Here is a 13,720-nt window from a genome sequence, read left to right on the forward strand (position 1 = left end):
TGCTCACCATCCAACCGCAATTCTTCGAAACGGTCCAGAGCAGCTCTCCATTACAGCGGCCGCGCGCTGGGTGATGGCCTCAACCCGCTACCCGGGGTAGAGCGCCCGCACCTCCCCCGGATCCGGCCCGCCCGGTTCGATCAGGACGACGGCGTCGTCGAAGCCTGCCTCCGCGTAGCGGTGCAGCACCTCACCGGTGGGTCCGAGGTCGGCGCGCCCGGACAGCCGGATGGCGCACACGATCGCCCGCCGGCCACCGGCAGCCCGGTACCGGTCGTGGGCGGCGACGATCTGGTCCGGCGTGCGCCGGTAGCCGGAGGCGAGCCAGCCGTCGAACTCCCGGGCGGCCCGCTCGACCTTGGCACCCCACGAGCCGAGGAGAAGCGGCGGCCTGCCGCCGGTACGGGCGAGGTCGGCGCGCTCGTCCAGCCCCCGGTCCAGCCCCCGGTCCAGCCCCCGGTCCAGGAGGACCCGCAGCCGCGCCAGGTTCTCGTCGAAGGTGCGGAAACGCGTGGCGTAGTCCCGGTCGACGGTGGCGAAGTCGGCTTCGGTCGACCCGGGGCTGACGCCGAGGGCCAGGCGGTCGCCGCACACGGACGCGAGCGACAGGATCCGGTGGGCGAGGTCGGCGGGATGGTGCAGCGGGACCTGCAGGGTCGCCGTTCCCACCTCCACGCCCCCGGTGGCCGTGGCCGCAGCGGCCAGCACCACGAACGGGTCCGGGACCAGGCTGCCGCGCCCGATCACCTCCGGTGTCCACAGGCTCTCGAAGCCCGCATCCACCAGGCGCCTCGCCCACTGCGCGACCGCGAACGGCGGCGCCTGGGACAGGTGGGCGAGCGTCGCACCCAACCGCACGTCCGCCTCCCGACGGTCAGCCCGAGGAGCTCAGCCGGTCCGCCGCGAACCGCGCGTACCAGCGCAGCGCGTCGGGGTCGTCGACGGAGGCGACGTTGGCCGCCTTCTCCAGCGGCCTGCCGGCGAGCAGCTTCTTGATCGGCACCTCCAGCCGCTTGCCGGTCAGCGTGTGCGGCACCGCGGGTGCGGCGAGGATCTCGTCGGGGACGTGCCGGGGTGAGAGCCGCGTGCGCAGCGTCGTGACGATCTTCTGCTTCAGCTCGTCATCCAGCGCGTACCCCTGCGCCGGCACGACGAACAGGCCCAACCAGTAGCCGTCGTCGGGCAGCTCCAGGCCGATCACCAGGGTCTCGGTGATCTCCGGCAGGGTCTCGAGCACGTCGTAGAAGTCGCTGCTGCCGAGGCGGACGCCCTGCCGGTTGAGCGTCGAGTCCGAACGGCCGTGGATGGAGATCGAGCCGTCGGAGTGCACCGTCACCCAGTCGCCGTGCCGCCACACGCCGGGCCAGGTGTCGAAGTAGGACTCCGTGTAGCGCACCGCGTCCGGGTCGTTCCACAGGTACACCGGCATCGAGGGCATCGGCTGGGTGACGACGAGGTCGCCCACCGCGTCGACGACCGGATCGCCGTCCTCGTTCCAGGCCGCGCAGTCGACGCCGGCGAGCCTGCCGCCGATGCGGCCCGCCCGCACGGGGGTGTACTCGTTCGCCCCGACGAACGCGCCGGAGATGTCGGTGCCGCCGCTGGTCGAGTCGATGCGCAGGTCCGGGCCCACGTTCTCCATCACCCAGTGGTAGCCGGCCGGCGGCAGTGCCGAGCCGCTGACCATGACGTGCCGCAGCCTGCTCAGGTCGTGCTCCCCCTTCGGGACGACGCCCGTGTTGGCCGTCGCCGTGATCACCGCGGCGCCGATGAGCATGACGTCGGCGCCGGTGCGGGCCGCGACCTCCCACACCGCACCCGCCGGGTACCCCGGGCTGCCCTCGTACAGCACGATGCCCGCGCCGTGCATGAGCGCGTTGATCTGCATGTTCCACAGCGCCCAGCCCGTGGAGGTGACGGCGAACATCCGCTCGCCCGCGCGCATCCCCGCGTAGAGCCCGGCCCATTTGAGGCCCTCCAGGGTGATGCCCCCGTGCCCGTGCACCAGACCCTTCGGTAGTCCGGTGGTGCCGGAGGTGAACAGGACCCACAGGGGGTGGGAGAACTCGACCTGCTCGAACTCGGGCGGCTCGTCGTGGGACAGCAGCTCGTCCCACGGCGTCGAGCCGTCGGGGTGCGGCCGGTCGAAGACGTACGGGACGTGCACGACGTGCCGCAGCGTCGGAAGGTTCTCGCGCAGCTGCGCGACGACATCGGCGCGGTCGACCTCCTTGCCGTTCCAGTGGTAGCCGTCCGTCGCGACGAGCACGACGGGCTCGAGCTGCGCGAGGCGGCCGATGGTGCCGTCGGCGCCGAAGTCCGGGGAGCAGCATGCCCACACCGCGCCGACCGCCGCGGCGGCGAGGGAGGCGATCACCGCGTGTTCGGTGTTCGGCAGGTAGGCGCAGACCCGGTCGCCGGGACGCACGCCCGCCCGGCGCAACCAGCCGGCTGCCGCCGCGACCGACCGGCGCAGGGCACCGAAGGTGATCTCGCGTGCGGGCAGGCCACCCTCCTGGACGCACACCAGCGCGGTGGCCCCGTCGGCGCCGCTGCGCAGTGCGTGCTGCGCCCAGTTCAGCCGCCCCCCGCTGAACCAGCGGGTGTGCGGCATCGGATCGGCGGTGCGCACCTGCGTCCACGGCGTGGCGAAGTCGACCTCGTAGTAGTCGACGAGGGAGCTCCAGAACCGGTCCAGGTCCTCGACCGACCAGGCCCAGAAGGCGTCGTGGTCGGCGAACCGCCGCCCCTCGCGTTTCTCCAGCCAGTTCAGGTACTCCCGCAGTGCGGAGCGCTCGATACGAGCCGCCGTCGGGCTCCAGAGCGTGTCGGTCATCTGCACCTCTCTGTGCAAGCGCTGACGGGGTCCGTGCCTCCAACGTAGAGCTGGTGGGCGCCCGCGACCAGCATGTCGATGCGCCCGTCCCCGCCCGACAGGTACCGGTTTCGAGCCGGTCGGGGCACGATGCGAACCGGTGTCCGCCGGAGCGTCGGCCAGATCTGTGCTCCCGGAGGCCGGACCGCTCGACGATGACACCTCGAGGAGGACGACCGATGAAGCTCGCTCTCTACCTTCCGAACTTCCGCGACAAGGTGACCGTCAAGGAGCTCGAGGACCTGACGGCACTCGCCGAGGAGCTCGACTTCGACTCTGTCTGGGCACTCGACCGGGTCGTCGTACCCGAGGCCTCCGACCGCGCGGAGCTGCAGTTCCCGTTCGGGATGATGACCGAGTTCCCGAAGGGCATGCCGGTGATCTCGCGCGGTGAGTGGTTCCAGGGCATGACGCTGATCCCGTGGCTCGCCGCGAAGACGCAGAAGGTCCGGATCGGGATGAGCATCATCGACACGCCGTACCGCGCGCCCGGTGTGCTCGCCGCGGAGCTCGCCACCCAGGACCACCTCTCGGGCGGGCGGCTCAACGTGGGCGTCGGCGCCGGCTGGATGCCGGAGGAGTTCGCCGCGGCGAGCGTCGCGCACCTCTTCCCGCGCCGGCACGCTCACGTGCGCGAGACGATCGAGATCATGCAGGGCATCTGGACCAACGAGCTGTTCGAGTACCACGGCGAGTTCGCCGACTTCGACCTGTGCGGATTCGGCCACAAGCCCGTCCAGAAGCCAGGTCCGCCGATCTACTTCAGCGGCCTGAAGGACCCGAAGCGCTCGGCGCGGCGCATCGCGAAGTACGGCCTGCAGGGCTGGATCGGGATCCAGGACACCCCGGAGGAGCTGGCCAGGTGGCGCGGCGAGATCGTGCGCGAGCTCGGCGAGCTGGGCAAGGAGCTCCCCGCCGGCTTCGACATGTGCAGCATGATCTGGTTCGTCATCACCGACGAGCCGATGGACCAGACCCCGGCCGGAAAGGGCACGAACCTGCTCGCGGGCACCGCCCAGCAGATCGAGGACATGCTCAAGCGCTACCGGGAGGCCGGGATGACGATGCCGCTCCTGTGGCCACCGTTCCGGGACGTGCCGACCGCCAAGACCATGGACGACCTCAAGCGCCTGGCGGAGGAGATCATGCCCAAGGTCAACGCCGGCTGAGCGTCGTCCGGCGACACTGTCGGGCGTGCTGACCGTCATCGGCGACCTGGCGGAGGACATCATCGTCCGGCGAGCCGGTCCGCTGACCCGCGGCGACGACAATCCGGCCACGATCCACAGGACGCGTGGCGGCAGCGGGGCGAACGTCGCCGCGGCCGCCGCCGGCAGGGTGCCGGTCCGCTTCATCGGCCGCGTCGGGGACGATGCCGCGGGCCGGTCCCTGGTCGAGGAGCTGCGCCGGTGCGGTGTGGACGTGCGGGTCCAACGGGCGGGCGTCACGGCCACGATCGTGATCATCGTCGACGAGGCCGGCGAGCGGACGATGATCCCCGACCGGGCCGCGGCGGCCGAGCTCGGCGCGGTCGATCCCGCGTGGCTCGCCGACACATCGTGGCTGCACCTCCCGCTCTACGGCTTCCTGACCGAGCCGTCGCGGACGTCGCTGCTCGGCGTGCTCGACGTCCTGCGACGCGACGAAGCGGGACCGGGCGTCAGCGTCGACCTGTCCACTGCCTCGGTACTCGGGCGACTTGGCGCGCACGGGCTCCGGGACGTGCTCGACCGGGTCGCCCCCGACGTCGTGTTCGCCAACGAGGCGGTGGCGGCCGACACCCGCTTCGCCGGCCTCGCCGACCCCGCACCGACCGTCGTCGTCACGCGCGGCCCCGCGCCCGTCCTCCTGCGCGTGCGGGGGACGGCCGTCGAGGTTCCCGTGCCCGCGGTGCCACAGGTCGCGGACACGACCGGCGCCGGCGACGCCTTCGCAGCCGGGTACCTCGAGGCGGCGATGCAGAGGCAGCCGCCTGCCTCGTGCGCGGAGCGGGGCAGCCTGCGCGCCGCCGACGTGCTCGTCCGAGGGGGGCCGCACCGGATCGCGGCGCCGCCGGGCCCGTCGGCCACATCGCCACGGTCCAGGCATTAGCATCTGCGAGTGAGCAACAGGTCGGGAGGATCCGTGTCGCAAGACGATCGTGCAGTGCGCGGCGATGGGCTCGACACCGTCGATCGACGCGACCTGCCCGTCGAGATCGACCCGACGGTTCCGTCGATCGCGCGCGTCTACGACTACGTGCTCGGCGGGAAGCAGCACTTCGCGATCGACCGCCGGGTGAGCGAGGCCCTGTTCGCCGCCGTCCCGGAGACGAGCCAGCTCGCCAAGGACAACCGCTCGATGCTGCGACGGGCGATCCGGTGGCTGGTCGACGAGGCCGGGATCCGGCAGATCATCGATCTCGGCTCGGGCCTGCCGACCGAGGGCAACGTGCACGAGCTCGCCCACGAGGTGGACCCGACCGTCCGGGTGGTCTACGTCGACATCGATCCCATCGTGCTGGCCCACGGCCGGGCGCTGCTGGCCAACGACACCACGACGACGGTCATCCAGGCCGACGCCACCCGGCTCGAGACGGTCTTCGACAACCCCGAGCTCAAGGCCATGATCGATCTGGACGAGCCGTTCGCGGTGATCGCCGCCAGCATCCTGCACCACTTCGACGACGAGACGGCCACCTCGGTGGCGCAGGCCATCCGCGACCGGCTCTCCCCCGGTTCCTACGTCCTGTTCAGCAACTTCCTCGACGACGACGAGCCGCGCGCGAAGGAGCTCGAGAACGCCTTCCTCAAGGGTGGCCTCGGCACCGGCCGGTTCCGGACCTGGGCCGAGCACCTGGAGCTCTTCGAGGGGCTGGAGCTGGTCGAGCCCGGTGTGGTCTACGCCAACGACTGGATGCCCGACGAGCAGACGTTGACGAACAGCCCGACCCACACGCTCTACGCGGGCGGGATCGGCCGCAAGCCCGCGTAGGTCGCGTCAGACGTCCTTGAGGATGCTGCGCAGGCGGACCCGCGTCTGCACCGGCGTCTCGGCCTGCACGGTCAGCCGTTCCATGATCCAGAGGTACTCCTCCACCTCGGACCGCTTGTCGATGTAGACGGCGCTGTTGAGCTGCTCGAGGTAGACGATGTCGGGCAGCTCGGAGACCGCGAACCGGAGGATGGTGAACGGGCCCCCGCCCGCGGCGTGCCCACCGGCGCGAAACGGCAGCAACTGCACCACGACGTTGGACCGCTCCGACATCTCCAGCAGGTGCTCGATCTGGCTCCGCATCACGGAGCGCGGGCCTGCCGCGCGCATGAGGGCGGCCTCGTCGGTGATGGCCCACAGCGTCGGTCCGCCCGGCTGGGCGAGGATCTTCTGCCGGTTGAGACGCAGGTGCACCCGGCGGTCGACCTCGTAGTCCGGCTCGGCCGAGAAGCGGGTGCGGATGATGGCCCGCGCGTAGTCCTCCGTCTGCAGCAGGCCGTGGATGAACTGCACCTCGTAGGAGCGGATCACGCTCGCTTCCTGCTCGAGTCGCAGGTACATCTCGAACCAGTTCGCGATGATGTCGTTGTCCTGGCTCCACCAGCCCCGGGCGTTCGCCCGGTCGACGAGCGCCAGGTAGGCGGCCTGGTCGCGCTCGTCGGTGACGCCGTACAGCGTGAGCAGGTCGGCGACGTCGTTGGACTTGAACCCCACCCGACCCAGCTCGATCCGGCTGATCTTCGCGTGGGATGCTCGGATGTGGGCCGCGGCCTGCTGCGGGGTCACGCCCGCTTCCTCGCGGAGACGTCGCAGCTCGGCGCCGAGCATCATCCTGGTGACGGTGACCCCACCCTGGATTCTGGGCGGCTCGCGCACGCCTGCTCCTCGGGGTCTCGGCTGTCGGTACGGCGTCTCAGCATAGCGCCGCCGGGCGACGTGTCGCGCTCCCTACGACGGAGCGATCAGGTCGTCGAACTCACCGCACTTGACGCCGTGGATGAAGGCCGCGATCTCCTCGCGCGTGTAGACCAACGCCGGCCCGTCCGGATCGCGGGAGTTGCGCATCGCAATGCCGCCGTCGCACGCGCCCAGCTCGACACAGCTTCCCGTCGCGTTGCTCGCCGTCGCCTTGCGCCACCGCTCGACCCCTGACGGCGAGGACGAGACCGCGGTCTGCTGCTCCATGGGTCCCCCCGGCCGTCCGTCGGTCGCGTATCCGCGCCCGCGTCGCGGATGTTCTTGCCGATGATGTTTCATCTGTTCTTGCAGATGCAAGTCGATCTAGCGCACAATAGAGCTGAGCACGGGGAGGCAGAACACGATGGTCGGTCGGGGACGGTCCGGGAGCCAGCGCGCGCCGGCACCCTCTCCCGCCGAGGACGCACCCCTGCACGTCGCCGTCATGTGTGCGGACGACGGACGCACCCACACCGTCAGCGACGTCGAGCTGTGCAGCGGGTCGGCCACGACCGGTCGGTACCCGGCGCTGTGCGGGCACATCGTGACCGCCGCGCCGATGGTCGCGCCGAACGGTGCGCCGTGCCCGGACTGCCGGGCCGCCGAGTCCCCATCCCACGGCGCGGGGCAGCAGGGCAGGCGCCGCGCCTGACGGCCCGCGGTACCTGCCGCGCGTTTGCCGGCCGCGAGCCCGGGGGAACCGACGGGCACGCAGGTCCTACCGAACGAGGAGACGCGCGGTGCCCGAACCGAGCATCAAGGACGAGAAGACGTACGAGAAGGTTCGCGAGCAGGGGGCGTCGAAGGAGAAGGCGGCCCGCATCGCCAACGCGGCAGCCGCCGAGGGCCGCTCGACGGTCTCCCGCCGCGGCGGCCGCTCCGGCAGCTACGAGGACATGAGCCGCGACGAGCTCTACGAGCGGGCGAAGAAGGTCGGCCTCGCGGGGCGGTCCGCCATGTCGAAGTCCGAGCTGATCGACGCACTGCGCCACCACTGAGTCTCGACGGCCTCCAGGCACGGCCCCACTCACCACCGGAGAGCAGCGCGTACCCGTGTTCGAGAACGGGTGCCCGGTCGCCGTGGACCTGTCCGACGAGCGGCGGACGCGGCGCTGCGCGACGGTGGGGCAGCGCCGGGGCGATCCCGGCGATCATGGACCTGTCGTGGTCGCCCCGATGGCCGACGAGGACGCCGAGTGAGCCGCGCTCTCGTCACCAACGACGACGGGCGTCGACTCACCGGGGCTGGCCGTTCTGGGCCGGACCGCCCAGGATGCCGGCCTCGACGTCGTCGTGGCCGCCCCTGCCGACCAGTCGAGCGGTGCGAGCGCGGCGATCACCGCCTCGCACCCGCACGGGCGCACCCCGGTGGACGCGCGTGGAGATCCCTGGCCTGCCCGGCGCGCCGGCCTACGCGGTGTCCGCGACGCCCGGCCACATCGTGCTCGGCAGCCTGCGCGGCTGGCTCGATCCGGCGCCCGACCTGGTGCTCTCCGGGATCAACCACGGCGCCAACGTCGGGCGCGCGGTGCTGCACTCGGGCACGGTCGGGGCGGCCCTCACGGCGGCCGTCCTGGGTGTCAGCGGGCTCGCCGTCTCCCTGGACGTCGCGCTCCACCCGACCGGCGGATGGGACCGGAGGACCGCGCTGCCGCTGATCGAGCGGGTGCTGGAGCTGCTGCGCGACGCCCCGGCCGGCACCGTGTTGCCGCCGGGACCGACGCCGGTAGCCCGCCCCCGTAGCCGGGCCCCGACGTCAAGCCTCAACATCAGGCCTTGGCCTGCATGGACCGGCGCGCCGGGTTGGCCTGCTCGGCCGCCTTCGGGTCCATCTCCCCCGACTTCGCGCGCACGCCCTCCTCGATCTGCTCCCCCACCGTCTCGTCGACGTTGCGCCAGTACGCGAACGCCCGCTCCAGCACGGGCTCGCTCACCCCGTTCAGCAGGTGCCCGACGACGTTGTCGACGAGCCGGTGCCGCGCCGCCTCGTCCAGCACCTCGCGGACGAGCGTCCCGGCCTGGCCCCAGTCGTCGTCCTCGGCGTGGTCGACGTAGGCGGTGCGCATGATGTCGCCGTCGGCGTACCAGCTCGGCACCCGCGGGAAGCGGCCGGTGTCCGCGGCCGGGCCGCCGTGGGAGTTCGGCGCGTACACCGGGTCGGCGACCTTCTGCATCCGCATCGCCCCGTCCTTCGAGTACGAGTGCACCGGGCAGACCGGGGCGTTGACCGGGATCTGCTGGTAGTTCGCCCCCAGCCGGGCACGGTGCGCGTCGGCGTAGGAGAACAGCCGGGCCAGCAGCATCCGGTCCGGGCTCGGGCCGATCCCCGGGACGAGGTTGTTGGGCTGGAACGCGAGCTGCTCGATCTCGGTGTGGTTGTCGGTCGGGTTGCGGTCCAGGGTCATCCGCCCGACCTCGATCAGCGGGTAGTCGCCGTGCGGCCACACCTTCGTCAGGTCGAAGGGGTTGAACCGGTAGGTCTTGGCGTCCTCGAACGGCATGACCTGCACGTACAGCGTCCAGCTGGGGTGGTCGCCGTCGCGGATGTGCTCGAACAGGTCACGGGTGTGGTAGTCGGTGTCCACCGCGGCCATCTGGTCGGCCTCGTCCTGGGTGAAGAACTGCGCGCCCTGGTCGGTCTTGAACGTGTACTTGACCCAGGACTCCTCGCCCGCGGCGTTGATCCACATGTACGTGTGGGACGTGTAGCCGTTCATGTGCCGCCACGTCCGCGGGATGCCGCGGTCGCCCATCAGCCAGGTGACCTGGTGGGCGGACTCCGGCGAGAGCGTCCAGAAGTCCCACTGCATGTCGTGGTCGCGCAGGTTCGAGTCGGCGCGGCGCTTCTGCGACCGGATGAAGTGCTGGAACTTCATCGGGTCCTTCACGAAGAACACCGGCGTGTTGTTGCCGACCATGTCGTAGTTGCCGTCGTCGGTGTAGAACTTGATCGCGAACCCGCGCGGGTCGCGCCAGGTGTCCGGGCTGCCCCGCTCCCCCGCCACGGTCGAGAACCGGATCGCGAGCTGCGTCGTGGCCCCGGGCTGGAAGAGCCCCGCGCACGTGTACGCGCTCACGTCGGCGGTCACCTCGAAGTGCCCGAACGCCCCGCTGCCCTTGGCGTGCGGCTGGCGCTCGGGAATGCGCTCGCGGTTGAACTGGGCCATCTGCTCGATCAGATAGCTGTCCTGCAGCAGGATCGGGCCGCCCGGACCGACGGTCAGCGAGTGCTCGTCGCTCTCGACCGGGATCCCGGCATCGGTGGTGGTGTGGATCCTCGGCTCGGTCATGGTCTCCCCTCTCGGCGTTCGGGACTCCGGGACTGCCCGCGTGGCGGCGTCGGAAAACCCGGTCCGGCCGGCCACATTCCCGCGACGAGCCGGGGCAACCATCCCGGCGACGGGATCAACGGGCTCGTCGCCGCGTTCGGGAAGGCGGGCGACCGGCCGCGGTTCGTCCAGTCCCGCCACGAGGAGATGTCGGCGCTGGCCGCGGTCGGGTGCGCGAAGTTCTCCGACCGGGTCGGGGTGTGCATGGCGACATCCGGGCCGGGGGCGATCCACCTGCTCAACGGCCTCTACGACGCCAATCTCGACCACGTACCGGTGGTCGCGATCGTCGGGCGGACCGCGCGCACGGCAATGGGCGGGGCCTACCAGCAGGAGGTGGACTGCAGAACCTGTTCGGCGACGTCGCGAGCGCGTACCTGGTGGAGGTCAACGTCGCCGAGCAGCTGCCCCTCTCGCTCGACCGCGCGATGCGCACCGCGCCACCCGCCGTGCCCCGACCGCGGTGATCATCCCGAGCGACCTGCAGGTCGAGCCGTACACCCTCGCCGGCGCACGCGTTCACGCGATGGTCACCACCGACGCCGGCTCCATGGTCAACTGATACGCCCGCCACCTGCGGGTCCGCGGCGACGTGCGCTGCACGCTGTCGGGCACGCTCGCCACGATGGGGCCCGCGGTCCCGTACGCGATCGGGGCCAAGTCCGCCCACCCGGACCGGCCCGCGATCGCCGTCACCGGGGACGGCGCCATGCAGAGGAACGGCATGGCCGAGCTGCTCACGATCGCGCGGTACGCATCGGGCTGGTCCGATCCGCGATGCATCGTCGCCGTGCTGCACAACAACGACCTCTCCCAGGTCACCTGGGAGCTGCGGGCGATGGGCGGCGCGCCGAAGTTCGAGCAGTCCCAGGTGCTGCCCGACATCTCCTACGCCGACGTGGCGCGCGCCGCCGGGCTGGACGCGGTCACCGTCACCGCCCCCGACCAGCTGGGACCCGCCTGGGACCGGGCGCTCGGCGCGGACCGGCCCGTCGTGCTCGACATCGCGTGCGACCCCGACGTCCCGCCGATCCCGCCGCACGCCACCTTCGAGCAGATGCGCTCCGCGGCGCAGGCGGTGCTCAAGGGCGACCCGGACGCGGTGCATCTCGTCGTGCGGGGCGCGAAGACCACACTGCAGGAGGCCCTGCCGGGGCGGTCCTGACCGTCGCAGCCGGCCGTTGTGGGCGCTTCACGGACCGCGCTGAGGTGAGGCACCGACCCGGACGAGGGGCACCCACACCGTGACCGACACGACCGGCCACACCGCCGCCGTCGACCCCTCCGCAGCGGTCGAGCTGCCCCCCGGCGCGGACCTCGCGCTCAGCCGCCGCCGGGGGGCCGCCGGGCGGGCGGGGGTTGCCGGTTCGCCGGAGCCCCGGCCCGCCCCCGGGACAGCAGCCCGCACCGCCACCAGCCGCACGGCGACCAGCCTCGCAGAGCCGCGGTGCACCTCGCAGCACCGAACCACCCCTCGCAGGCGCCGCAGCCCCTGCGAGGCATGCGCTCAGGCTGCGAGGACCGGGCCGCCCACCGCTCGCCGGGCAGCCGGTCCGGGCGGCCACCGGGGACTGGCGGCTGCCGGGGCGGGCGGGGCTGGCCGGCGGGGCTGACGGACGGCCCGCGCGGCCGCCGGGGTGGGCCACCCGGGACCGGCCGCCGGGCTGCGTCACAGCGCGCCGCGGAGACCCGACCGCACCCCGGGCACGGCGCCGGAGCGGGTCGCGCGCCCGGCGGCGCCGCGGTGCCAGCGCCGCGGTGCCACCGGTGCCAGCGCCGCTGTGCCAGCGCCAGGGTGTCACCGCCGCGGTGTCACCGCCGCGGATCGCACCGGTCCGGCGAGCCGAGCAGGTCGAGCTGGTAGCCGTCGCGGCGGTCGAAGTCCGCCCGCAGGACGAAGCGGTCCCCCCGCACCAGCGTGTGGCGCCACTCGACGGGCCGTCCCTTGGCTGTACCGAGGCGGCGGATGGAGAACGCCGCCGTCGCCGGGCTGCCGCCGAGCAGCCGGTGCTCGGCGGGCGTCGGCAGGATCGGCTGGATCGTCTCCTCACCGCCGGTGAGAACGACGCCGCAGAGCTCGGCGTAGCGCTCGTAGAGGGCTCCGTGGGTGAAGTCCGCCCCGAGCAGCGGGGCGGCAAGGTCGTGCGGAAGCCAGACCCGGTCCAGCGCCAGCGGCTCGCCACCGGCGAACCGCAACCGCTCCAGGTAGACCAGCGGGGTGGACTCCTCGAGCCCGAGCCGCGTGGCGATCACCCCGTCGGCGCGCACGTCCAGGGCCCGTACCTCGCTGCGCTGCTCCAGGCCCATCGCGCGGACCGAACGGTAGAGGCTGTAGAGCGCCCCGAGCCGCTGGACGGTCTCCGCCGGCGCGGCCCGCCGCGACGGTCGCCCCCGGGAGCCGACGACCCGGCCCTCGTCGCGCAGGACCTTCACCGCCTGCCGGACGGTGTGCCTGCTGACGTCGTACTCCTGTGCCAGGGCGAGCTCGCCGGGGAAGCCCTCGGTGAACTCGTCCGCGTCGAGGCGGCGGCGCAGGTCGTCGAGCAGCTGCTCCCACAGCAGCCGGCCCGGCCGCCGCAGCAGCGTCGACGGTCCGGGACCGGTCTCGGGAGCCACGCCCGCAATGTACGGTCATTTCGATCGAAGGGCAAGCGATCTCTCGACCATACGGCCCACCTCGGGTCGCGGACGATCACCGCGGTCGGTTCGTCCCGGTCCCGATCACCTCGATCGGGGGAAGTCGACCCGCGCCGGTGGAGGACAGGGTCTTCACGCCTCGCGGGCGCGGCCGCGCCGGTCTCGCGCGCGCCAAGCATCATGCTCGCGGCGATCGGCACGCTCGCCTTCGGTGCCGTGCTCGGGCCGGAGATGCCGCTCATCGCGCTCGGGTCGGTGGCCGGGGTCGAGGGCCGGCAGCGGGAGGTGCTGGGCCGGATCGATCTCCGCGCTCCCCGGCGGGCCGCCAGTGGCCGGTATGCCGACCTCGGTGTCGCGGTCAACACCGTGAAGACCCACCTGCGCGGCACTTCGTCAAGCTCGGCGTCGCGAGCAGGAGGGACGCGGTCGTCGCCGCTTACCACCACGAGCACGCGACGGATCCGCTGGGGCGGGCCCGCCCGGCGGTGTGAGCGCAGCGCGCTTGACGTTTATCCGCTGCCGACAACGAATCAGACGAACGTCAGCCGTACGCGGGAAGCCAGGCCGGGCGGTGCGCACCTACCGTCGGTCCACCAGACGCGACGGAGGGCGACGACGTGGACATCCGGAACCAGCACCTCAACCTCGGCGAGTGGATGGAGCTGATCGACCGAAGCCTGACAGAGCCGGGTTCCGAGCCCCTGGTGAACCTGGTCGACGACCCCGAGCCCTACGACGCGATCTTCGTGGGCGGTGGCGCGGGTGGCCGGTTCGGCGCGGCGTACATGAGGGCGATGGGCGGGCGACCGCTGATCATCGACGCCTGGCCGTTCCTCGGCGGGTCGTGCCCGCACCAGGCGTGCGTGCCGCACCACCTGTTCTCCGAGGCCGCCGAGGAGCTCGACCGGATGCGCTGGTTCTCCGACGAGCTGTTCTTCCCGAAGTTCGA

The 13,720-nt window shown here is 72.1% G+C and carries 12 protein-coding genes and 4 pseudogenes; 10 read left to right on the forward strand and 6 right to left on the reverse strand.

What is annotated here, in order from left to right; translation table 11 throughout:
• Positions 1-87: 87 nt before the first annotated feature.
• Together AB7J25_RS07765 and AB7J25_RS07770 are read right to left on the reverse strand one after the other, a co-directional pair.
• Positions 88-858: an LLM class flavin-dependent oxidoreductase gene (locus tag AB7J25_RS07765; RefSeq protein ID WP_428506575.1), complete on the reverse strand. Its 771-nt coding sequence runs from the start codon at positions 856-858 to the stop codon at positions 88-90.
• A gap of 16 nt (positions 859-874) precedes the next feature.
• Entirely contained in the window at positions 875-2,836 is a 1,962-nt protein-coding gene (locus tag AB7J25_RS07770; RefSeq protein ID WP_428506576.1) for an acetoacetate--CoA ligase, read from the reverse strand.
• Positions 2,837-3,054: 218 nt separating this feature from the next.
• Between AB7J25_RS07770 and AB7J25_RS07775 the strand changes: the two genes are divergently transcribed.
• From AB7J25_RS07775 to AB7J25_RS07785, 3 genes are read left to right on the forward strand one after another with little or no spacing between them, the layout of a single operon-like run.
• Positions 3,055-4,044: an LLM class flavin-dependent oxidoreductase gene (locus tag AB7J25_RS07775; protein ID WP_428506578.1), complete on the forward strand. Its 990-nt coding sequence runs from the start codon at positions 3,055-3,057 to the stop codon at positions 4,042-4,044.
• A 25-nt stretch (positions 4,045-4,069) separates the two neighbouring features.
• Positions 4,070-4,966, forward strand: a complete 897-nt coding sequence (locus tag AB7J25_RS07780) for a carbohydrate kinase family protein (RefSeq protein ID WP_428506580.1) — start codon at positions 4,070-4,072, stop codon at positions 4,964-4,966.
• 54 nt (positions 4,967-5,020) lie between these two features.
• Positions 5,021-5,848: an SAM-dependent methyltransferase gene (locus tag AB7J25_RS07785; RefSeq protein WP_428506582.1), complete on the forward strand. Its 828-nt coding sequence runs from the start codon at positions 5,021-5,023 to the stop codon at positions 5,846-5,848.
• A gap of 6 nt (positions 5,849-5,854) precedes the next feature.
• On the opposite strand, the gene AB7J25_RS07790 is transcribed toward AB7J25_RS07785, so the two are convergent.
• Positions 5,855-6,724 (reverse strand): helix-turn-helix domain-containing protein, encoded by an 870-nt coding sequence (locus AB7J25_RS07790; RefSeq protein WP_428506584.1) that lies wholly within the window; start codon positions 6,722-6,724, stop codon positions 5,855-5,857.
• Between the two features lie 72 nt (positions 6,725-6,796).
• On the reverse strand, positions 6,797-7,033 hold the full coding sequence (locus AB7J25_RS07795; protein WP_428502865.1) for a DUF397 domain-containing protein: 237 nt from the start codon (positions 7,031-7,033) through the stop codon (positions 6,797-6,799).
• Between the two features lie 217 nt (positions 7,034-7,250).
• Between AB7J25_RS07795 and AB7J25_RS07800 the strand changes: the two genes are divergently transcribed.
• The 5 genes and pseudogenes from AB7J25_RS07800 to AB7J25_RS07820 all read left to right on the forward strand — a co-directional run.
• A complete protein-coding gene (locus AB7J25_RS07800) occupies positions 7,251-7,457 on the forward strand; it encodes a hypothetical protein (protein WP_428506586.1) in 207 nt (68 codons plus the stop codon).
• 88 nt (positions 7,458-7,545) lie between these two features.
• A complete protein-coding gene (locus AB7J25_RS07805; protein ID WP_428502866.1) occupies positions 7,546-7,803 on the forward strand; it encodes a DUF7218 family protein in 258 nt (85 codons plus the stop codon).
• Positions 7,804-7,858: 55 nt separating this feature from the next.
• A complete protein-coding gene (locus tag AB7J25_RS07810; protein WP_428502867.1) occupies positions 7,859-8,005 on the forward strand; it encodes a hypothetical protein in 147 nt (48 codons plus the stop codon).
• A gap of 39 nt (positions 8,006-8,044) precedes the next feature.
• Positions 8,045-8,149: pseudogene (locus AB7J25_RS07815) on the forward strand (5'/3'-nucleotidase SurE); the annotation flags it as partial.
• A gap of 34 nt (positions 8,150-8,183) precedes the next feature.
• Positions 8,184-8,417, forward strand: a pseudogene (locus tag AB7J25_RS07820) (5'/3'-nucleotidase SurE); the annotation flags it as partial.
• A 157-nt stretch (positions 8,418-8,574) separates the two neighbouring features.
• On the opposite strand, the gene AB7J25_RS07825 reads toward AB7J25_RS07820, so the two are convergent.
• Positions 8,575-10,095 (reverse strand): catalase, encoded by a 1,521-nt coding sequence (locus tag AB7J25_RS07825; protein ID WP_428506588.1) that lies wholly within the window; start codon positions 10,093-10,095, stop codon positions 8,575-8,577.
• 102 nt (positions 10,096-10,197) lie between these two features.
• Between AB7J25_RS07825 and AB7J25_RS07830 the strand changes: the two are divergent.
• A pseudogene (locus AB7J25_RS07830) lies at positions 10,198-11,299 on the forward strand (thiamine pyrophosphate-dependent enzyme); the annotation flags it as partial.
• Between the two features lie 647 nt (positions 11,300-11,946).
• On the opposite strand, the gene AB7J25_RS07835 reads toward AB7J25_RS07830, so the two are convergent.
• Positions 11,947-12,750: a GntR family transcriptional regulator gene (locus AB7J25_RS07835; RefSeq protein WP_428506590.1), complete on the reverse strand. Its 804-nt coding sequence runs from the start codon at positions 12,748-12,750 to the stop codon at positions 11,947-11,949.
• A gap of 638 nt (positions 12,751-13,388) precedes the next feature.
• On the opposite strand from AB7J25_RS07835, the pseudogene AB7J25_RS07840 reads away from it, so the two are divergent.
• Positions 13,389-13,720: pseudogene (locus AB7J25_RS07840) on the forward strand (dihydrolipoamide dehydrogenase); the annotation flags it as partial.

Origin of the sequence: Pseudonocardia sp., from assembly GCF_050246655.1 — a bacterium.
Classification (GTDB): Bacteria; Actinomycetota; Actinomycetes; order Mycobacteriales; family Pseudonocardiaceae; genus Pseudonocardia.